Origin of the sequence: Silvanigrella sp. (assembly GCF_044369315.1) — a bacterium.
Taxonomy (GTDB): Bacteria; Bdellovibrionota_B; Oligoflexia; order Silvanigrellales; family Silvanigrellaceae; genus Silvanigrella.
The window spans coordinates 1-20,554 of record NZ_JBIPMD010000036.1 but is presented as its reverse complement, the minus strand read 5'-3'; the positions used below and the strand labels follow the sequence as shown (position 1 = coordinate 20,554).

The 20,554-nt window shown below is 32.5% G+C and carries 21 protein-coding genes and 1 pseudogene; 14 read left to right on the top strand and 8 right to left on the bottom strand.

Translation table 11 applies throughout. The annotated features are described in order from the left end of the window. A partial coding sequence (locus ACIQ56_RS05140; RefSeq protein ID WP_397600000.1) for a hypothetical protein occupies window positions 1-237 on the top strand: 237 nt, incomplete at its 5' end. On the opposite strand, the gene ACIQ56_RS05135 is transcribed toward ACIQ56_RS05140, so the two are convergent. Together ACIQ56_RS05135 and ACIQ56_RS05130 are read right to left on the bottom strand one after the other, a co-directional pair. Further along, window positions 224-1,414: a metallophosphoesterase gene (locus ACIQ56_RS05135; protein WP_397599999.1), complete on the bottom strand. Its 1,191-nt coding sequence runs from the start codon at window positions 1,412-1,414 to the stop codon at window positions 224-226. The genes ACIQ56_RS05140 and ACIQ56_RS05135 overlap by 14 nt on opposite strands. Window positions 1,415-1,432: 18 nt before the next feature. Further along, window positions 1,433-2,431, bottom strand: a complete 999-nt coding sequence (locus ACIQ56_RS05130) for a hypothetical protein (RefSeq protein WP_397599998.1) — start codon at window positions 2,429-2,431, stop codon at window positions 1,433-1,435. Window positions 2,432-2,537: 106 nt separating this feature from the next. Here ACIQ56_RS05130 and ACIQ56_RS05125 point away from each other — a divergent pair, with 106 nt between their 5' ends. The 3 genes from ACIQ56_RS05125 (at window position 2,538) to sppA (ending at window position 6,924) form a co-directional block, all read left to right on the top strand. After that, a complete protein-coding gene (locus ACIQ56_RS05125; protein ID WP_397599997.1) occupies window positions 2,538-3,842 on the top strand; it encodes a 30S ribosomal protein S1 in 1,305 nt (434 codons plus the stop codon). A gap of 162 nt (window positions 3,843-4,004) precedes the next feature. Further along, window positions 4,005-5,768, top strand: coding sequence for a 30S ribosomal protein S1 (locus ACIQ56_RS05120; protein ID WP_397599996.1), 1,764 nt, complete (start codon window positions 4,005-4,007; stop codon window positions 5,766-5,768). 118 nt (window positions 5,769-5,886) lie between these two features. Then, window positions 5,887-6,924 carry a signal peptide peptidase SppA gene (gene sppA, locus ACIQ56_RS05115; RefSeq protein WP_397599995.1) on the top strand — a complete coding sequence of 346 codons (1,038 nt, stop codon included), beginning with the start codon at window positions 5,887-5,889 and terminating at the stop codon, window positions 6,922-6,924. Window positions 6,925-6,928: 4 nt separating this feature from the next. Here the strand turns inward: sppA and ACIQ56_RS05110 are convergent, their stop codons facing one another. Then, window positions 6,929-7,228: a YggT family protein gene (locus tag ACIQ56_RS05110; protein ID WP_397599994.1), complete on the bottom strand. Its 300-nt coding sequence runs from the start codon at window positions 7,226-7,228 to the stop codon at window positions 6,929-6,931. Between the two features lie 183 nt (window positions 7,229-7,411). Between ACIQ56_RS05110 and ACIQ56_RS05105 the strand changes: the two genes are divergently transcribed. The 5 genes from ACIQ56_RS05105 to ACIQ56_RS05085 all read left to right on the top strand — a co-directional run bounded on the left by ACIQ56_RS05105 (window position 7,412) and on the right by ACIQ56_RS05085 (window position 11,599). Further along, a complete protein-coding gene (locus ACIQ56_RS05105) occupies window positions 7,412-8,416 on the top strand; it encodes a cyclic nucleotide-binding domain-containing protein (RefSeq protein ID WP_397599993.1) in 1,005 nt (334 codons plus the stop codon). Between the two features lie 69 nt (window positions 8,417-8,485). After that, complete coding sequence (locus ACIQ56_RS05100) at window positions 8,486-9,499, top strand: chemotaxis protein (RefSeq protein WP_397599992.1); 1,014 nt, start codon at window positions 8,486-8,488, stop codon at window positions 9,497-9,499. Further along, the gene (locus tag ACIQ56_RS05095; protein ID WP_397599991.1) at window positions 9,496-10,455 is read left to right on the top strand and encodes a Crp/Fnr family transcriptional regulator; all 960 of its coding nucleotides are present in this window, start codon (window positions 9,496-9,498) and stop codon (window positions 10,453-10,455) included. The genes ACIQ56_RS05100 and ACIQ56_RS05095 overlap by 4 nt, the downstream gene beginning before the upstream one ends. A 132-nt stretch (window positions 10,456-10,587) precedes the next feature. Beyond that, on the top strand, window positions 10,588-11,127 hold the full coding sequence (locus ACIQ56_RS05090; protein ID WP_397599990.1) for a trypsin-like serine protease: 540 nt from the start codon (window positions 10,588-10,590) through the stop codon (window positions 11,125-11,127). 223 nt (window positions 11,128-11,350) lie between these two features. Next, complete coding sequence (locus ACIQ56_RS05085; protein WP_397599989.1) at window positions 11,351-11,599, top strand: trypsin-like serine protease; 249 nt, start codon at window positions 11,351-11,353, stop codon at window positions 11,597-11,599. 37 nt (window positions 11,600-11,636) lie between these two features. Here ACIQ56_RS05085 and pstB read toward each other — a convergent pair whose 3' ends face one another. The 4 genes from pstB to pstS are packed head-to-tail and all read right to left on the bottom strand — an operon-like array spanning window position 11,637 to window position 15,432. Beyond that, on the bottom strand, window positions 11,637-12,497 hold the full coding sequence (gene pstB, locus ACIQ56_RS05080) for a phosphate ABC transporter ATP-binding protein PstB (protein WP_397599988.1): 861 nt from the start codon (window positions 12,495-12,497) through the stop codon (window positions 11,637-11,639). After that, window positions 12,494-13,342: a phosphate ABC transporter permease PstA gene (gene pstA / locus ACIQ56_RS05075; RefSeq protein WP_153418170.1), complete on the bottom strand. Its 849-nt coding sequence runs from the start codon at window positions 13,340-13,342 to the stop codon at window positions 12,494-12,496. Before pstA ends, pstB begins: the two co-directional genes overlap by 4 nt. Beyond that, window positions 13,339-14,268: a phosphate ABC transporter permease subunit PstC gene (pstC, locus tag ACIQ56_RS05070; protein ID WP_397599987.1), complete on the bottom strand. Its 930-nt coding sequence runs from the start codon at window positions 14,266-14,268 to the stop codon at window positions 13,339-13,341. The genes pstA and pstC overlap by 4 nt, the downstream gene beginning before the upstream one ends. A gap of 57 nt (window positions 14,269-14,325) precedes the next feature. After that, complete coding sequence (gene pstS, locus ACIQ56_RS05065) at window positions 14,326-15,432, bottom strand: phosphate ABC transporter substrate-binding protein PstS (RefSeq protein WP_397599986.1); 1,107 nt, start codon at window positions 15,430-15,432, stop codon at window positions 14,326-14,328. Between the two features lie 303 nt (window positions 15,433-15,735). On the opposite strand from pstS, the gene ACIQ56_RS05060 reads away from it, so the two are divergent. Then, window positions 15,736-16,395 (top strand): diphthine--ammonia ligase, encoded by a 660-nt coding sequence (locus tag ACIQ56_RS05060; protein ID WP_397599985.1) that lies wholly within the window; start codon window positions 15,736-15,738, stop codon window positions 16,393-16,395. Window positions 16,396-16,404: 9 nt separating this feature from the next. On the opposite strand, the gene ACIQ56_RS05055 is transcribed toward ACIQ56_RS05060, so the two are convergent. Further along, the gene (locus tag ACIQ56_RS05055; protein ID WP_397599984.1) at window positions 16,405-17,397 is read right to left on the bottom strand and encodes an ABC transporter substrate-binding protein; all 993 of its coding nucleotides are present in this window, start codon (window positions 17,395-17,397) and stop codon (window positions 16,405-16,407) included. A gap of 214 nt (window positions 17,398-17,611) precedes the next feature. Here ACIQ56_RS05055 and ACIQ56_RS05050 point away from each other — a divergent pair, with 214 nt between their 5' ends. From ACIQ56_RS05050 to ACIQ56_RS05035, 4 genes and pseudogenes are all read left to right on the top strand, one after another. Beyond that, window positions 17,612-18,406 (top strand): substrate-binding periplasmic protein, encoded by a 795-nt coding sequence (locus tag ACIQ56_RS05050; RefSeq protein ID WP_397599983.1) that lies wholly within the window; start codon window positions 17,612-17,614, stop codon window positions 18,404-18,406. A 144-nt stretch (window positions 18,407-18,550) separates the two neighbouring features. After that, window positions 18,551-19,038, top strand: a pseudogene (locus ACIQ56_RS05045) (amino acid ABC transporter ATP-binding protein); the annotation flags it as partial. Between the two features lie 21 nt (window positions 19,039-19,059). Further along, entirely contained in the window at window positions 19,060-19,326 is a 267-nt protein-coding gene (locus ACIQ56_RS05040) for a hypothetical protein (protein ID WP_397600001.1), read from the top strand. Between the two features lie 21 nt (window positions 19,327-19,347). Further along, the coding region (locus tag ACIQ56_RS05035; protein ID WP_397599982.1) for an ABC transporter substrate-binding protein/permease at window positions 19,348-20,554 on the top strand (1,207 nt) is incomplete at its 3' end.

Sequence of the window (20,554 nt, the reverse complement as noted above, 5' to 3'; positions counted from 1 at the left end):
CTTGGAATGAAAGAAGAAACATCCCCATTTGTTCCTGAGACTCCATTTTATGATATTTTACCTCTTCTCCATGGGCTCGCTTATTGTGAAATTAGAAGTTACCGTTATAAGCATATTGATCCCATTAAAATTTATGAAATGGGTACAGATAAGCATCTTGATATTCCAGGAATACCTAAAGTACCAAAAAATATTACAGAAAGAGAAATTGAGGACTATGGTGCTAAACCTGCTTAAATAAAATATGAGTTATTTCGGAATCAGAACCTAATCGAGAAGGCGGTCCCCAATAACCTGTTCCACGACTTACATAGACCCACATTTTTTCATGTAAAGTTAAACCAGGACGAAAATATTGAATAAAATGAATCATCCAAGTCATAGGCCACATTTGCCCACCATGAGTATGACCTGAAATTTGTAAATCATAAAAATTCAGTTTTGCGGCTTCAAAAGCACTATTAGGTTGATGTGCTAATAATATTTTTAAATCGGATTTTACCGAAGCATTTTCTGTTGATTTTATATAATCTGTTTTTTCATTTTCATTAAATTTTACAGCTGATAAATCTGTTAATCCGGCAATAACAACATTTGCATTTCCAATTGGAATTGTTTTATTAGAATTTCCTAAATAAACACAGCCAATGGATTGCATAAATTGGATCCAACCCGCAGCATCCCAATAATATTCATGATTTCCAGTAACATAAAAAATGCCATATTTTGCTTTTAATGTAGATAATGGTGTTACCCAATCTTTAATTTGATGAACAAAACCATCTACGAGATCTCCAGTGATTACAATAATATCTGGATTTAAAGAATTGACCCTTTCAATTACAGAATGAACGTAACTCAGACCAATTGTTTGACCGATATGAAAATCAGTTAATTGAACAATATTAAAATCTTTTAGATCAGGATGTAAATTTAAAATGGGAACAAAAACCTTTTTTACTTCTGGAGTTTTTCTTGCATTATAAAAAGCGATTCCTGATAAAATGGAAGCGCATCCTACAGAAATCATATGTAAAAAACTTCGACGTGAAGAATGAATTTTGTTTTTTTTAATTTCTTGTTCAAGAAAACTTTTTCTTTTAAAAAAATAAATCATTTTATTTAAAATAAAAAATAAATCGGCTATAAAAAAACAGATTAACAAAAAAAGCATAAGCCCTAAACAAGTGTAACTTAGCCATTCTAAATAATAGAAATAGTTAGGCAAATGACCTTGCCATCGAAAATATCTAGACCCCCAAAATCCTGTATTTAAAAGAAACATAAAAACAAGTACAAGAAAATATACGATTCTTTTTTTTTGCGGCTGAATAACCAAAATAAAACATCTAACTAAATAAAAATAACAAAATATTAAAAACAAAATAAGAATAGATATTCTTATTAAATCCATTATAAACCTCTTTAAAGATTATTTTTTATAAAAATCGTTTAAAATATTTTCTATCCTTCTTGGAATAGGAATATCATCATCATAAGGAACCCAGTTTTTAGTTGCTGAACCTTCATAATTTAAAACGTTATAGCTTAAATAATTTTCATTTACAATTAAGGAGTCTTTTTTGATATTCAAAAATTTTATAAAATTTTGCGCTAAAGCCTCTTGAACCGTATCTGAAACAATAGCAATTCCGATTCTATCATAATATGTTACTTTAGTAGGCACGACAAACTTCAGATCGGGAACAACTTTTTTTAACCTTAAATAATCGGAACGAAAAATAACGGCAGCTTCAATTTTGTTACCTAAAAATGCAAGTTCTAAAGGATATTCAATATTAGCACTTTGAAGTTTTAAATTTTGTAACCATTTTAATGTGGGTTCGGGTATAAACCACGATGCTGTTGTAATTTCTTTACCCGTTGCAAGTAATGCTAAAAGCAATTGGTGTTTTGGAAAGTTAGAGACATATATTCTTTGTCTCCAATAAGGAATTTCATCTGGAGATATAATCCAGTCCCATGATGGTTGTGTTTGTTTTGAAATAAAATTCTTTTTAATATAAGCAATACCCATAGGATCTGCCAAAAAAGTAAAATAAGAACGTCCATCTGAATTTAATCTCGATTTCACTTGTAAAGGATATTTTCCAGTTACATTAGCAGAAAAAGTAGCATCTTCATTTAGGGATCTTAATTGTCGTTGTAAAAACAATCTTTGTAATATTCGCTCGTCAGAAATTACAAGATCATAGTTTCTTAATCCAGCACGTAACCTCGATTCATATTCATAACGGCTTCCTACAAATTCAATTCTAACATTACATTGGTTATCTTCTTCAAATTGCGAAATGATTTTTGGTGACATTACACCAATGGGAGCAAGAATATTTAGAGTAGGCTTATATGTAGCTGAATGGGCTATAAAAGGAAATAATAGAATGATTGCAAAAATAAAAAATTGAGACAACTTCTGACTCCTTCCTTAATAATTGATCTTATATTCACATTATGGCACAAAAGCTTACGTAATGCTTGGCGCATATGTTAAAGCAAACAATAAGGACAAATCAGCAATGGCAAAATTTAGGTACATTGATAAAGAAGAAAACGCACGTGACCCTTTCGCTCCAGAAGCAGAAGAATCCAACGAATTTGAACAGCTTTTACAAGATGATAAACACACACCAACTTCACGTAGATACAGTATGGGGGAATCTGTTGAAGGTAACGTTGTTTCCATTAGCTCAGAGTTTGTTTTTATTGACCTTGGCGGAAAAAGCTCTGCAACTTTATCTATTGAAGAATTTACAAGCGCTTCTCAATCTGTGCCTAAGGTAGGAGAAACAATTTCTGCATTTGTTAGAACAGATAATGGCTCCGAAATCCTCTTAACTCGCACTCTTCGTCGCAATGAAGTGGATGACTCTCTATTAAGAAACGCCTTTGAAGCTAAAATTCCTATTGAAGCAAAAGTAGAAAAAGTCATCAAAGGTGGATTTGAAGCAACTGTTGGAGCCAAAAGATGTTTTGTTCCTTTAGGACAAATGGATCTTACGCATTTTGACAATCCAGAAATTTATGTTGGAAATACTTTTAAGTTTACAATCACAGAATTAAAAGGAAGAAACGTTGTTTTATCTCGTAAAGCGATTTTACGCCAAGAATTAGACAGCAAAATATCCTTCATTCTCGAAAAACTTGAAGTAGGACAAAGCCACTTAGCAACGATTACTCGCTTAGTAGACTTTGGTGCCTTTGCATCAATTGACGGGATTGAAGGCCTTATTCCATTAAGCGAAATGGCATGGAAAAGACTAAAAAAAGCCGATGAAGCTGTTCGCTTAGGTGAACAAGTTAATGTTAAAATTATTAAAATTGAACGTACTCCAAAATTAAAAATAGCATTTACTATGAAAGAAGCTGGCGAAGACCCTTGGATTTCCAATGCTACTCGTTTGCATCCTGGCGCTGTTCTTCAAGGAACGGTTGTTCGTATGATTGACTCAGGTGCATTTGTAAATGTAGCAGATGGTGTTGATGGACTCGTGCCAATTCACCAAATTACTTGGGAAAAAAGAATTAACCATCCTAAAGATATTTTAGCAGAAGGACAATCTGTTAAGGTTCATGTGCTAGCAGCTGATCTCGGTGCTCATCGTTTAAGTTTATCCATTAAAGGCCCCATGCCTGAAGAACTCATAAATAAATTCAAAGGTAAAAAACGCGATGAATTTTCTAAAATGAGCGAAGAAGACAAAGCTTTAATGAAACAATGGGAAGAGTATAAGTCGAACGAAGCTAAGGTGCTAATTCCTACAAATCGTGACGACACAAGTATCTTTGCTTCTGCATTCAAACATGCAAAAAAGAAGAAATAATAATAACTATACAAGATAATTCAAATGTGCTACGTTCGTCCCGACTTACGCAATATTTTGCGTATCTATATTTAACGTAGCTATATTATTAGCTTTTTCCCGCAAAACAACTCTTTCTTATACAAAATGTTTTACGGCTATTTAGAAAGGTATTCCGCTCATATGGCAAGTCTCCACTCCGATATTTCCAAGAAAAAAGTAAATTACAACTCCCTTGAATGGTTAGACGAAGACGTCGACTTCTTATCACAAGAAGAAATTCCAGACGGATTTGCTGCTTTATTTAAAGCGCAAGAAGAATCCCAAAGCGTGATCAAAGAAGGTCAAGTTGTTAAGGGTCGCGTTATCGAAATTAAAGATGACAGCGTTGTAATTGATATCGGCCACAAATCTGCTGGCGAAATTCCAAAAAGCGAATTCACATCTGAAAACGGCATTTTTTCACTTAAAGTTGGTGATGTTATTGACGTTTTTGTTGACGTTTTTGAAGATGACGAAGGCGAACTTGTACTTTCCAAAGATAAAGCAGACATGCTCAAAGCTTGGGATCGTATCTCTGACGCATTCGAAAAAGACGAACTCGTTGAAGGTAAAATCGTTGGCCGCGTAAAAGGTGGTCTTTCTGTTGATATCGGCGTGAAGGCGTTCTTACCTGGCTCCCAAGTAGATCTTCGCCCTGTGCGCAACCTTGAAAAACTTCTTGGCCAAGTTCTTCAATTCAAAATTATTAAATTCAACAAAAAACGTGGGAACATTGTTCTTTCACGTCGCGTACTTTTAGAGCAAGACCGTGAGCGTATGCGCAGCGAAACTCTAAAAGGACTCCAAGTTGGTTCTTCCATGATCGGTATCGTTAAAAATATCACAGATTATGGTGCATTTATTGATCTAGGTGGCATAGATGGCCTTCTACATATTACAGATATGTCTTGGGGACGCCTCAATAGCCCATCTGAAGTTTTAAATGTTGGTGACGAAATCAATGTTAAAGTTCTTAGCTTTGATCCTTCCAGCAACCGCGTTTCTCTCGGCTTAAAACAACTTCAAAATGACCCTTGGGTTTCTGTAGCTGAAAAATATGCTTCCGCTCAACGCCTACGTGGTAAAGTAGTTAGTTTAACAGACTACGGCGCTTTTGTTGAATTAGAGCCAGGCGTAGAAGGTTTAATCCACGTTACTGAAATGACATGGAACCGCCGCATTAAACACCCAAGCAAAATTGTAAACATCGGTGACGAAGTTGAAGTTGTTGTTCTTGCTGTTGATCTTGAAAACCACCGCATTTCTCTTGGAATGAAACAAACAGAACCAAATCCATGGGAAATCGTAACTCAAAAATACCAAGTAAATGATGTTATTCGCGGTAAAATTCGCAATATCACAGACTTTGGTATCTTTGTTGGTATCGAAGAAGGTGTTGACGGCTTAATCCATGTATCTGATATCAGCTACACAGAACGCATCAAACACCCACAAGATCTTTACAAAAAAGGTGACGAAGTAGAAGCAAAAGTTCTTCAAATTGATGTTGAAAACATGCGCTTTTCACTTGGCATTAAACAATTAGGTGAAGATCCATATGAAGTCGCTGCGAAAAAACTTATGCCAGGAACAAAAGGCAAAGGTAAAATTACACGCATGGCTGAATTTGGTGCCTTTGTAGAAATCGCTCCAGGTGTTGAAGGTCTTGTTCACACAACTGAACTTGAAAACCCAAATGTAGCTATTGATACTGATATTGATTACATTATCCTAAGTGTAGACTATGCAGAACGCCGTTTTGAACTTTCACAAAAAGCAGCAACTCGCGGTCTAGATGAAACTCATAATAAAGCCATTCAAGCGGCTTTAAACAATGAAGCGTCTCCACAAAATAGCTTTGCAGAAGCATTTGCTCGCGCAAAAGCAACTAAAGATAATATCTAATCTTTATATTATTTTTGATACCAGAAAATTTTAGACTCTTGAATTTTGTGATACTGTAGCAAAGCTCAAGAGTTTATTTATTTTTGTATATAAATTCTATTCATTTTGAAAGGTATTTATGAGTTCTCATCAAGAAGATCAAAACGCAGTTTTACCAAAACGTTCTCATTCTTTAGTAACTGCGATAAAATCCGTTTTCGCTACTATTGGAGTCATTTCTGTTGTTTTATTTGTCATATTTGTAGGAATTGTTTCCATTTCTATTTATAGCTTTTCAAGTGGAATTAAGACATTTTCTTCCTCAATGGGCGCTTCAAACTCAGCAAAAACGGGTCTCACATTTACAACACCAAATACATCTGCACCTTATATTGCTGGAGTTCGACTTTACGGTGAAATTATCCCTGAAAACTCAGCATTAATCATTGAAAAATTGGAAACAGCTCGAGACGATAAACATGTTGTTGGTATTTTATTTGATGTAAATAGCCCTGGCGGTTCCGTTGTTCCAAGCCAAGAAATTTATGACACGATAAAAGAAATCACTAAAATAAAACCTGTTGTTACTTATGTAAGAGAAGTTGCTGCAAGTGGAGCTTATTACTCAAGCGCTTCTTCCAGTAAAATTATTGCAAATCGTGGCAGTATTATTGGAAGTATTGGCGTTATTATGAATGGATTTGAAGCAGACAAACTCATTCAATTTTTAAAAATAAATCCCTTCGTAATTAAAACAGGCGCTTTGAAAGACACAGGGTCAATAACACGCCCTATGAATGAAAAAGACAAACAATATCTTCAAGAATTAATAGAAGAAACAAGAACTCAATTTGTAGATGATGTAAAACAAGGCAGAAAAACAAGTGATGCCACTATGAAATTTATGTCTGATGGACGCGTTATTTTAGGGCCACAAGCATTAAATTTGAAATTAATAGATATCATAGGCTCAAAACAAACTGCTATTTCTGAAATAGTTACTTTAGCAAAATTAAAAACCACTCCAGAAGTTTTTTATTATGATGATATTCAATCTTTTTCAGAATTGTTTGCTCAAAAGTTTGCAGGTAGTACAAGCAATATTATTAGAGACTCTATTTCCGAAAACTTCAAAAACACAAAATTACAAAATAAAATACCTAAAGCGGAATATTAATTCTTTAAACATAAAAACCAAGATGATTTGCCACCGTTTGAACAATAATCATAAGACAACCAACAATTAAAATTAAAACAATAGGTGACAAATCATAAAATCCGTGTTGACTTCGAACAATGAGTTTTGGAAATTTTCTAGTAATGCAACGGCACGGTGGTGAAGTAAGAGCATTCAAAAATCCTACCAAAGGATTTGATGGATTTGCCCCTACTAAACTTAAAATCCCCGTAATAATTAAACATAACATATAAAAATATAATAAATAATAAGCAATTTTAAATACAATCTCAATTAGTATCATGCCTCTCTCCTTGAGGAATCAAAAAATAGTTAAGAATAAATAAACATTTGATATTTTCTCAAATGTTTAAGATTCATAAAGCAAAAAAGGATTTCGTCAATTTCACTTTAATATAGATTTTATCTTAAATTCCGAAAAGAATCCTAGGCTGATAATTCTTTTCATTGAAAATGGAAATCATTAGTGAAAAACGCAAGCATCGTGCTTTCACCAAAAACTATAGTTGTGCAAGAAGGGGATGAAACAAAAGGAATTTACGTTATTCAAGAAGGAAAATTAGAACTTTTTAAAACGATAGAAGGCCATGAGATCCCTCTAGGTGAAATTGCACGAGGTCAAATAATTGGCCTATCCACACTTCTTTCAAAAGAAAGACATGTTGTTACAGCAAGAACGGTAGTTCAAACCGTCGCGTTATTTTATCCATTAGAAGCGATTAATCCCTATTTCAACGAAGTGAATCCTATTATTAATATTTTTATTAAATCGGCAACAGAACGAATTAAGTTTTTTAGCCAACAACTCATTGAAGTTAGAGTCAATGAAAAAAAACTCATTAAAAGCACAGGATCACCTCATCAGCATGGATCCCAACTAGCCTATTTGCTTGCTGCTTTTATAAGACAAGGAACAATCGAACACGATGAAAACAAAATTTATCCATTAAAATCTTTTTTAGTAAATGGAGAATTAATCTTAAATAAAAAATTTGATTATTTAGAAAAAATATTTAATTTATATTCATCAGGCGGCCTCATAAAAACGATATTTGATAAAAAATATGGTAACATCATACTTTCACCAAATGTTCAATTAATAGAAGACTTTGCTTTATTTTCAGCTAATATTGCAAAAAAAGGACTTACTGGATTTATCCCCATTAAATGCCATAAATGGGTTAGTGGCTTAATTCGTATTCATAAAAGATTCAAAGAAAAAAGTGGATCTTTTATGAAAGTGGATTTTGCAAATTTAATAAATAGAGAGCTAGGAAGAGAAGATGGTGATGATATTTTAGTACAGTTATTATCCCTAAAACTTTTATCTGAAAAAGGTGCCGATCAAGCAAGCATGAGAATCATATTAAACGCACCCATGCTGCAAAAAAGAGTCATTTTTGAAAGTATTTCCCTTGGCATTAATGACATTGATAAAATAAAACCTGATGAAAAAAAGACAGTAGCCTAAATCCTTATCTCTAGAAATAAGCCATAATACCGATATAAGAAAAAGACTTATCCTTTATTAGGAGATTGTGTGGTTAGCATTGGTAGACCCATGTTTCAAGTGGGTAGTAATATCTTTGAGCTAATTGAATTTACTGCAACAAAAACAAGTGCAGTAACATCTTCTGATAGAAAAACACCAATATTGTATGGAGTTAACGTTGCGAAAGTAAGAGAAGTCATTCGACTTCCGACAATCGTTCCCTGCTTAACTAATGCGCCTGAAGTATTAGGTGTATTTAATTTAAGAGGCGCTCCCATTCCTGCAATCCATTTAGCTAAAGCATTAGGATATGATGATGAGGTCGTAACACCCACAAGCCAAGTTATCGTAACAGAGTTTTCAAGTAGAAAAGCAGGATTTGTTGTTGCAGGAACAAGAAGAATTAGAAGGGTTAGCTGGGATAAAGTTCTTCCTCCCTCGAGTGATGCTTTTAATACCATTACAGGAATGATGTTAATTGAAAATCAAGACTTTATTTTTATTTTAGATTTTGAACGCATTTTACTAGATATTGAAAGCAGAAGTGGAGGACAAGGAACTTCATCCTTTGCTATCGATAATCCCGTGAATTCGAATCAAAATACGGGAATGGCTTCTACCTCTCCAGGAAATAATAACAACTCACAAAATAATTCGAAAAGGCCTTTAATTTTAGTAGTTGATGACTCACCTACAGCAAGAAGAGCAATCTGTGAATTATTAAGAGGAATGCAGCTTGATATTATTGAATACACCAACGCAGAAGCCGCATGGCAGGATCTCAGCAATTCTGAGCCAGGTTCTGATTTAAGCAAAGTTCAACTTATCGTTAGTGATGTTGAAATGCCAAAATTAGATGGATACTCTTTTGTAAAACGAATTAGAGGAAGTGAAAAACTAAAGAAAATGCCAATTATCCTCCATTCCAGTCTTACAGGAGATGTAAATAAAGAAAGAGCAAAACAAGCGGGAGCAGATGCCTACGTCGGAAAACTAAACCGTAAAGAAATAGTAGAAGCCTTAAAAGCAGCTTTACCACCTTCGTGGACAGGTGCATCGTGAAACCTGAAACCCTCACATTTGCACCAAAACAAATCATTTTTAATGAAGGTGATCAAACAAATGGCATATATCATGTGCAAGAAGGTGAAATTGAGATTTTTCGAATAAGAGAAAATACAGAAGTCATTTTAGGTACTTTAAAAGCAGGTGATGTGTTGGGTACCATCACTCTTTTTTCTAGAGAACCAAGAACAGCAACAGCCCGCGCAGTTACCCAAACAGTAGCTATTTTTTATCAAAATGAAGGTCTTGCTGAAGCTTTTAAAAGCCTGCCTGGTTGGAGCCAAGCAGTTATGAAAGACGCAATTAATAGATTAAAACATGTTAATGATTTGCTTATTGCTACAAAATTAAATGAAAAAAATTTACTTCGAAATATAGGAACTTCACACCATCATTCTGCTCAATTAGCAAGTTTACTTGCTTCTTTTGCACGCAAGGCCTGCATTATGAATGATCTTAACGTACCAATATTACAAATGAATGATTTTTTAACATTAGCCGAAAATATTTTAATGAAAAAATTTAGTTATCTAGAAAATATTTATAAAGCTTTTATTGATTGTGGATTGATAAAAGAAATAGAAGATAAAAAATACGGAAAAATTTTATCAAACCCCAGCCTTCAAGTTCTTGAAGATTATTCTTTGTTTTCAATTAATGTTGTAAAAAAAGGAACGAATTTATTTACTCCTAAAAAATATCATCCTTGGATGTCATCTTTAGCAAGAATTAGCCGCAAAAATAATAATCAAAATAAATTTAAAAAGAGTGAAATTGCGATTCTTCTTCAAACAGATTTAGGAAGACAAGATGGTGAAGTCATGATTGCCGATTTAGTTCAAAATGAAATCATAGAAGAAATCAATGAATTTATTCAATTTGTTCCAACAAAACTTCAAAAAACAGTCGTATTTGAAAGTTTATCCCGAATCATTAAAGATATAAAACCTTAAAATAAATATTTTAAATTATAATTCAATCTTCCTTTCAATTTATTAAAAATATAGTACTAAGAAAAACAACGAATATTTTAACTAAAATTAAAAAATATTATCGTTAATAAAAATAATTTATTTGAGGAAACTATGAAATATTTCGGTAATTTATTATTATTTTTTATTATAATTTCAAATACAATATACTCTTGCAATAAAAAAGAAAAAGATTCTATTATTTCAAATAAATATTGCGAAAATGCAGACTCTTTATCCTATACAAGTAACAACAAAATTGTAAATGGCTGTGAGTTTAACGAAAATATTTTAAATATTTTCCCAGAATCAAAAAGCGTTATTTCTATCGTTTCTGGTTCAGGATTATGTTCTGGAACATTTATAACAGAAAATATTATTTTAACTGCAGCACATTGTTTTGACATAAATAAATTATCAAATAATAAAAAAACATTAGACAATGAAATTAAAAATATAACGGTATATTCAGATCTATCTCATGATATTTACCCATTGAATAAAAATAAACTAAATACCTCATCTATTTCTTCGCTGACAATTCATCCTTTTTTCAAAAAAAATTGCTCAAATAAAAACAACATTTTAAGTGGATTCCATCAATGCAATCTTGCGGATATTGCAATATTAAAATCGACAAAAAAAAGCAAGTGATTTAGGGGCAAAAATTTCTAAAATAACAACAGAAATATCACAAAATGAAAATATTATTTTAGTAGGATATGGAAAAAATAAAGAAACAGATTTACCTATCAAAAGGATTAAAAAATGGGGTTTTTCTAAGCTTTATGATTTTAATTTTTTTCAATTTAGTTTAAGTAACATAAAAATTCAAAATGATTCCTATATTTCTTTAGGCGAATTCTATATAACGGTTATGTCACCTTATATTTCGCCATCTTATTTAGATAATCCTAGAAAAGCATTTCTTTTTGTTGAAGATGATAATTATGGAATTTGCCAAGGAGATTCGGGAGGCCCTCTTTTTGTAAAAAGAGGGCATGAATTTTTAATAGTTGGAATTATTCATGCAAATATCGGAAAAGCACCTCAAATTTGTGAATATAAAAAGAGTATAAATATTAACATTGGTGCTTATAGGGAATGGTTAAAAAAAAGAAACTAAATTGTTAGGGGAAAATATTTCTTTTTATTAAATTATTTTAACCAAATTTACCATGAACATAATCAAGCGATTGTTTATCTTTAGGATTAGAGAAAAATGTTTTTGTATCTGAAGCTTCTACAATTTCTCCGTTTGTCATAAATACAGTATCATCACTTGCACGCATGGCTTGTTGCATATTGTGTGTTACCATAACTATTGTAAAATCTTTTTTGAGTTCCATCAAAAGATGTTCAATTTTTTGAGTTGAAATAGGATCGAGAGCAGAGCAAGGTTCATCTAATAATAAAATATCAGGCTTTACAGCAATTGTTCTTGCAATACAAAGACGTTGTTGCTGCCCACCGGAAAGTCCTAATCCTGAAGCGTTTAAATGATCCTTAACTTCATCCCATAAAGCAGCAGCTCTTAAAGCCCATTCTACTCGATGCTGTAAATCTTTTTTACTTAGCTTTTCATGCATTTTAACTGCAAATGCAATATTTTCATAAATAGACATAGGAAATGGAGTCGGCTTTTGAAAAACCATTCCAATTTTAGTGCGCAATTCATTTAAATCCACATTGGATTCAAGAATATTTTTTCCATGCACAAGGATACTTCCATAAGCTTTTTGCTCTGGATATAAACTATAAATTCGATTTATTGTTCTTAATAATGTTGATTTTCCAGATCCTGATGGACCAATTAGCGCCGTAATTTTATTTTTACGAAAAGAGATATTGATATTTTTTAAGCGATGTTTGTTACCATAGTAAAAGTTAAGATCTTGAATAGAAATTTGTGAACTATCTCTTAATACAACCAAATTATCTAACCCCCCTTCTGTTTCGGGAATCCCTGATGAAGATTGACCTGAAAATGCAGGATTTTTAGAAGAATTTAGAAAAAAGTTCATGAGCGTTTTCCCCCAGACTTAGCAAAATAGCGAGTTAAAATATTTAAAAATAAAACTACGACTGTAATAAGGAGCGCCCCACCCCAAGCAAGATCTTGCCAATTATGATATGGGCTCATGGCAAATTGATAAATAGTAACTGGTAAGTTCGCAATCGGTTGTGAAAGACTTGTACTCCAAAACTGATTGTTTAAAGAAGTAAAAAGTAACGGAGCCGTCTCACCGGAAATTCGAGCAATGGCTAATAAAATTCCAGTAAGAATCCCTTGTTTTGAAGCACGCCAGGCGATGTAAACAATAACACGCCACTTTGGTAAGCCAAGAGCTATGGCAGCCTCTCTTAATTCGTTAGGTACCAAATTAAGCATGTCTTCAGCACTGCGGGTAATGATAGGGCAAGCGATCATGGCAAGAGAAATAGCTCCTGCAAAAGCTGAGTAATTGCCCATAGGATGAACAACAACGGTATATACAAATAGACCAACAATTATAGATGGTGCGCTTAGCCAAACATCATTGACAAATCGAATCACAGAAGCAATTTTTTTGCCTCGAGCATATTCTGATAAAAAAGTAGCTGCAAAAATACCTACAGGAGTAGCAACTAAAACAGCAGCAACTGTAATAATAAAACTTCCAACAATTGCATTTCTTAAACCTCCTCCAATGGAATCGGGAGCAGGAGTATCCATAAAAAAGAAATTTAAGCTTAATGCAGGAAAACCATGAATAATTAATGCATAAAAAATAGAACTTAATATCGTAATTCCAAATAAAACAGAACCAATACAAAGAGAAGTAAATATTTTATTATTTAGTTTACGAGTAACTTGATTTCTTTTCATGAATGAGCTCCCGCTTTCTTTCTATTGATACGTAACATAAGCAAACGAGCAAATGCTAATATTAAAAAAGAAAGTACAAAAAGAATCATTCCAAGCTCAAGCAAGGAAGCAGGATATAATTGTCCTGTAGCTTCATTAAATTCATTCGCAATAGATGCTGAAATTGTTGTTCCAGGCATAAATAAAGACGAAGTTAATTCTTTTGAATTACCAATAACAAAGGTAACAGCCATGGTTTCGCCTAGAGCTCTTCCAAGACCTAACATAAGACTTCCAATCATTCCTTTACGAACATAAGGAACAATTACTTTACGAACAACCTCAAAACGTGTTGCACCAATTCCATAAGCGGCTTCTTTTAAAACAGCGGGAACAGAGCGAAACATATCAATTAGTGTTGAAGAGATATAAGGAATGATCATAATTGCTAATATCAATCCTGCTGTAAAAATTCCAATGCCTAAGGGAGGTCCCCCAAATAAGGTATTTAAAAAGGGAATATCTTCTACAGCTTCAGACACAACGGGTTGGATATGGTTGGATAAAAAAGGAGCAAGAACTAATAATCCCCACATCCCATAAATAATACTTGGAATGCCCGCCATAAGATCGATTAATGTTCGAACTATTTTGGAAATTTTTCCTTGAGAAATTTCAGAAATAAAAACAGCAATGCCAAGGCTTAAAGGAACACCAATCATCATGGCAATAAGAGAAGTCATTAAAGTACCACAAATCGCACTCAATGCACCAAAATGTCCCTGAACTGGATCCCAGACATCGCTAATTAAAAAATGAAAACCGAAAGCATGGATTGCGGGTGCACTTGCTACACACAAAGAAAATAAAACACACATGAGTAGCAAAAATGCGAACCATGCAAAAATCCGAGTTAAGTTTGAAAATAAAAAATCTCCCAAAACCATTCTCCAAATAAAAAGCTCAAGATCAATTAAATAAGTAAATTCAAAACTTTGTTTTCATTATTTCCACAATGGTGATTTATCTTTGTCTGACTTAATATCAGACGCCCATTTTTTTTGTATTAATTTATAAGTATTTTCAGGAATAGGAATGTAATCTAAAGATTTAGCCGAACCAGAACCTTTTGTAAAAGCATAATGGAAAAACTTTAAAACTTCAGATCCTATTTTAGGATTCATTTGATTTTTATGAATTAGAATAAAAGTTGATGCTGTGATGGGCCATGATAGAGACCCTTTTTGATTAGCTAAAAGAACGTACATACCAGGAGACTTTTCCCAATCTGCATGTAAAGCGGCAGCTTGGAAAGATTGTTGAAAAGCTTCACTAACCTTCTTTTCATCTTTGAAATCTTTTGCATCGATTTGGGGAACGGTATTGCCATCTGCATTTTGAAGACGAGCCCATGCTAATTTATTTTGCATTGCATAAGCATATTCAACATATCCAATAGAACCTGGTGCACGTTTCACCATAGTTGTAATACCTTCGTTTCCTTTTCCACCAACACCTGTAATTCCTGATGGCCAAGAAACAGCTGTGCCTGTTCCTGCTTTCCAAATACCAGTAGTCGCTCTTTCAAGAAAATACGTAAAATTATAAGTTGTTCCTGAAGCATCTGAACGATAAACAACAATTATATTTTTATTTGGTAAAGTAACATGCGGATTTAGATCTGCAATACGCTTATCATTCCAATTTTTAATTTGTCCGCTATAAATTTCAGCAATTATTTTTGCATTTAAAATAAGCTGTCCTTGGCTAATGCCTTGGATATTTGTAATAATGACAATTCCACCAATGATCGCGGGAAATTGAAATAATCCTTTTGAATCGAGATCGGACAATTTTAAAGGCATGTCAGAAGCGCCAAAATCTACGATTTTGCCTTCGATCTGTTTAATACCAGCACCTGATCCTGTAGACTGGTAATTAATTTTTGTTCCATTTTCAGTATTATAGGAAGCTGACCATTTATAAAGTACCGGTGCAATAAAACTTGAACCCGCTCCAGTGACTAATTCGTTAGCACTAGCAAATGAGGCGCTAGCAAAAGCAATCGAAATTGCCCAAAGTTGAGTAAAAGACTTTATTCGAAACTTCATAGATCTAACCCTCTAATATAACTCAAGAAAGAAAAGAGTCAATATTTTTGCCCTCAATTCTTAAACTTAGGGAGGGTTATTCTATTTTTATAGGAATTTATATTCCTATGTTGTTAAAAGAATTTGGCTATTAAGTGGCTTTTGCTAAATTTTGAAATATTTTTGACACAAATTTGTCACATAAATTTTAATAGCTAGTATTCCTCTAGGTTTATTGTAAAAAAATAAATTTATGAATATAGTTTGTCTGCTCTTCTGGCCTCATGGCCTATCTTTTCTTATTAAAATAAAGGAAAACTCATCTTGGAACAAAATAACCTTTTTTGTGCTTGGAGTGGCGGACATGATAGCTGCTTGAGTCTTTACCATGCACTAAAGACAAATCAAGTTAAATGCTTAATTGCACCTTTAATTGATACAGGAATGACACAAAAGACAAATCATTTATCCCCTTCTCTTTTGCGCGCACAAGCTGACCTTTTAAAAATTCCTCTGCTTATTTTTAATACTTCTATGGATGATTTTAGTGAAAATTATAAACAAACAATAAATAGTCTAAAAAAATATAAAATATATTGCGGAGTATTTCCTTTTATTACAAATGAAGAACAAAAAGAACTTATAGAAAATATATGTACTTCACAAAATATAGGGACTTTAACACCTTTATGGCGTCGCGATAAGGAAGGTATTTTATCTGAATTTCTTGAATTGGGTTTTAAAGCTAAAATTATTTCAGTAAATGAAAAGTATTTAACACGAGACTTTTTATCCCGCGATTTAGATAAAGAAATTATAGAAGAATTTAGAGTAAAAAAAGTGGATCTGTTTGGAGAAAATGGCGAATTTCAAACCATTATTTATCAAGCACCTTATTTTTCAGACCAATTAAATTTAAAAGATGGAGATATTAATCTTAAAAATGGTCATTGGATTCTAGATATAAGTTTAGTTCAATCCTAATACTGACAATTAGGGAATAAAGGAATTATTAATATAATTTTTTGTATTTGGAACCTTATCAATCAACTCTACTTTTTTCATCCAATTTGAATAATTTTCAAATTTTTTCTCATTTAAATATCCCCATTTTTTGGAATCTGCTTTATATAATGGCGCTAAAAATTTTGCAGAAGCGGAAACTAATTTAGAATCTAATTCTGGGACTTGTTTCATAAATAGTTTTGCTGCTTCTTCAGGATGATGGATTGCAAATTCATAGCCCTTCGAAGTTGCATTCATAAATTTTTTAATTAATTCAGGTTTATTTTTTATCATATTTTCGCTTGTTATTATTAAAGGAGATGGTTTATTTAATTCGGAAAAATGCTCAGAAGGACAATAAGTATCCACAAGGACATGATTTAATTCTGCAGCAAGAATATTCCAGCCTTTATATTCCCATGTAAAATCTACATTTTTTAAAGTTGCAGGTAAAAAATCTTGGGTGCCAGTTGTCATGATTTTAATTTTAGAAAAATCAGCTCCATTTTTCTGCATGATAAACTTTAATGTTGCATTTTCTTCAGGACGTCCCCATCCACCATATCTCTTTCCTTCTAAATCTTTTATATTTTTTATGAGTAAGGACTTTCTCCACACAAAACAAGAAGTATCATTTTGAATTATTCCTGCTATAGAAACAATAGGAACATTTGCATTTCTGGCATAAAGAAGATTGTTTGCATAACTTATTCCAAAATCTGCATTTCCAGTGCCAACAAGAGCTGTTCCTGTTGTTTGTGAAGGATTTAAAATTTTAATTTGAATACCTTCATCATTATAATAACCTTTTGATTTAGCAACATAGAATCCAAGATGATTTGTGTTTGGTTTCCAATCAAGCAATAATGTTACTGTTTTTAATTCATCATGATAATCGTGTTGTTTTACAACGGCATATCCATTTAATATAAAAATACAATTGAAGAAAAAGACCATTACAATTCTAAACATTTGTTTCATTTTTGATACCTTTCCAAATAAGACTTCATCTCTTTACTATTATAAAAATTTGGATTCAAGATATTTTTAACGATTTTAATAAATCGAAATATTTGTTAAGTTTAATAAAAATTAATATGAAAGACAAAATTTTGACTTTTTTGAAAAAAAACAATTTTTTTATTTTAAATATATAATGCTGATTATTAATATTGTAATAAAGGATATATTTTTAATGATCACGATTTATTCAAAAAATAATTATATTTACAAAATAATAAAATTTTTTATCATTTTACTATTTCAATTTATTTTTCTTAAAATTTTTGCTATTAAAAATATTTATCAAATCGCATTGGATGATAATCCTCCCTATTCAATAATAGAGGCTTCCTCAAAACAAAAAGGAATTTTCTATGATATTATGAATGAAGCATTAAACCCTGCAAATATAAAATTTAAATTTACTTTAAAAGATAATTTAATTCATAGAACAAAAGAAGAAATAAACTCACAATTTATACTTTATTATTTATTTAGAACCCCAGAGAGAGAATATAAATATCATTGGATATATCCATTAATAGAAGAGCAGACATGTGTTTTTAATATGAGAACTTCTAAAGAAATAACAAGTATTAATAATTTAAAAAATTTAAATATAATTGGAACCCATTCTGGTGGATCTGGAGAAAGCATATTAAGATCTTTTGGATTAGAGAATAAGATGTATTTTTGCCCAAGCGATGATATTTGCATAAATAGACTTAAATCACGAGAAATAGACGCTTGGATCGCACCAAAAGTAAAGGCCATGTACTTTATAAATAAATATCATATTCAAAATGATTTAAATCAATTTTTCCAAATTTATGAAAGCCAAATTTGGCTTGCAAGCACTTTGAATTTGCACACCAAAGACGAAGATGAATTAAGAATAGCAATTCAAAAATTTATGAAGATAAAGAAATATTCTGCAATTTTGAAAAAATATGATATGAGCCCATATCAGAACGACATTACCCATTAGACAACGAAACAACTCTTTTGGCCTTTAAAAATTTTAAAATCTTTTGTTTCCAAATCCTTTTAATTTATGTTACCTGCAAATCCTCGGTACTAGAGATGAATACTCTCTCGACTTTCTCCTTCTGGAAATAAATTAGGAGTTTTTATGATGATTAGCGCTACGGGTGCTTATATTTCTATAAAGAATTTATCAAAAAGACATGGAAATCTTGAGGTACTTCGTAATATCAATCTTGAAGTAACTCCAGGAGAACTTACTGTTTTAATTGGACCATCTGGTTGTGGTAAATCTACTTTATTGCGCTGCCTCAATGGATTAGAAACTCTAGATTCTGGCACCATTGTAATCAATGGTGTTGTTCTTGAAAAAAATAAAAATTTTTCTCATTCTCAATCTGATTTTGATAAAAAAGCCCGTGCCATACGTGAAAATGTTGGGATGGTTTTTCAAAATTTTAACTTATTTCCACATCTAACTTTGCTAGAAAATATTACAAAAGCGCCCATAGTCGTAAAAAAATGTCTCATAATGAAGCCAAAGAAAAAGCAAAAGATCTCCTTGCTAAGGTTGGTCTTTCCACGCACGCTGATCATTACCCCTGCCAGCTTTCAGGAGGGCAGCAGCAACGCGCAGCTATCGCACGAGCTTTAGCCATGTCTCCCAAAGCTATTTTATATGATGAACCAACCTCGGCACTCGATCCGGGTCTTGTACACGAAGTTCTCCAAGTAATGAGAACGTTAGATAATGAAGGGATGACCCAAATCGTTGTCACGCATGAAATGAGATTTGCGCGTGATGTTGCTGACCATATTGTCCATATGCAAGATGGAAAAATAGTCGAAATAGGGACTCCAGAACAAATATTTACCTCTCCAAGTGACGAAAGAACTCGTCATTTTTTAAGAAATTTCAACTAAAAGAATGGAGAAAACACAATAATGTTTAACTTCCGTTACCTCATTGTTTCTTTATTTTGTTTATTTATTCCTATTCTTTCTTACAGTAACGAAGATAAAAAAATATTAAAATGGGGGAGCGATGCAAATAGCGGCGCTCCTTATGTATTTCGCGATGCAAAAGACCCTAATAAAGTAATAGGACTTGATGCAGATATCATTAATGCCATTGCAAATCATATAGGTATGAAAGCCGAATTTGTCCAAAATCAATGGGAAGGACTCATTCCTGGCCTTCTTGCCGGAAATTATGACCTGGTAATTGATGGTCTCGAAATTATTGATGAGAGAAAACAAACAATTAGTTTTTCTGACCCTTATTATATCACAAGTGAACAAATTGTAGTAAATAAACAAAATTATGATATCAATAAATTAACAGATTTAAGAGGAAAACGAGTTGCTACTTTACCCGCTTCTTTAGCTTATAAAATATTAGAAGATGTTGGTGATGTTAAAATAGCCAAATATGATGTTGAAGTAAATGCATATGCAGATCTTGCCATTGGTGATAGACTTGATGCGGTTTTACTTGATTTACCTATCGCTCAATATTACGCAAAACACAATCCAAAGCTTAAATTTGTAGGCCCTCCTGTTGGAAGAATGGAATATGGCATTGCTTTTCGTCAAAAGGACAAAGAACTACGTTTAAAAATAAATAAAGCGATAGATGACCTTATTAAAAATGGAGAAATGCAAAATATTCTTGAAAAATGGGGTCTATGGAATAAAACGACAGCAGAAGAATGGGGAGTCTCTGCAGAATATAAAACCCAACCCGTTGCCTATCAAGATTATTTAAAACAAATAGGAATTGAACACACTTGGGTTGATAAAGTAAAACAATATGCTAGTTTTTTACCCTTATTAGGAAAAGGAGCTATTGTTACCTTACAAATTTCTATTTTAGCAATGATTTTAGCTGTAACTTTAGGTTTATTTATAGCTATCGTTCGTTTACATGCACCTCCCTTTTTCTCTAAAATAGCTCTTATGTATGTTGAAATAATTCGTGGAACTCCTTTATTAATTCAACTTTATATTATTTTTTATGGATTGCCTCACTTAGGGTTAAAACTAAGTCCCTTTTTTGCTGCCGTTATTGGATTAGGTTTAAATTATGCGGCAAGCGAAGCTGAAAATTATAGAGCTGGCATGACATCCATTCCCCCAAGCCAACTAGATG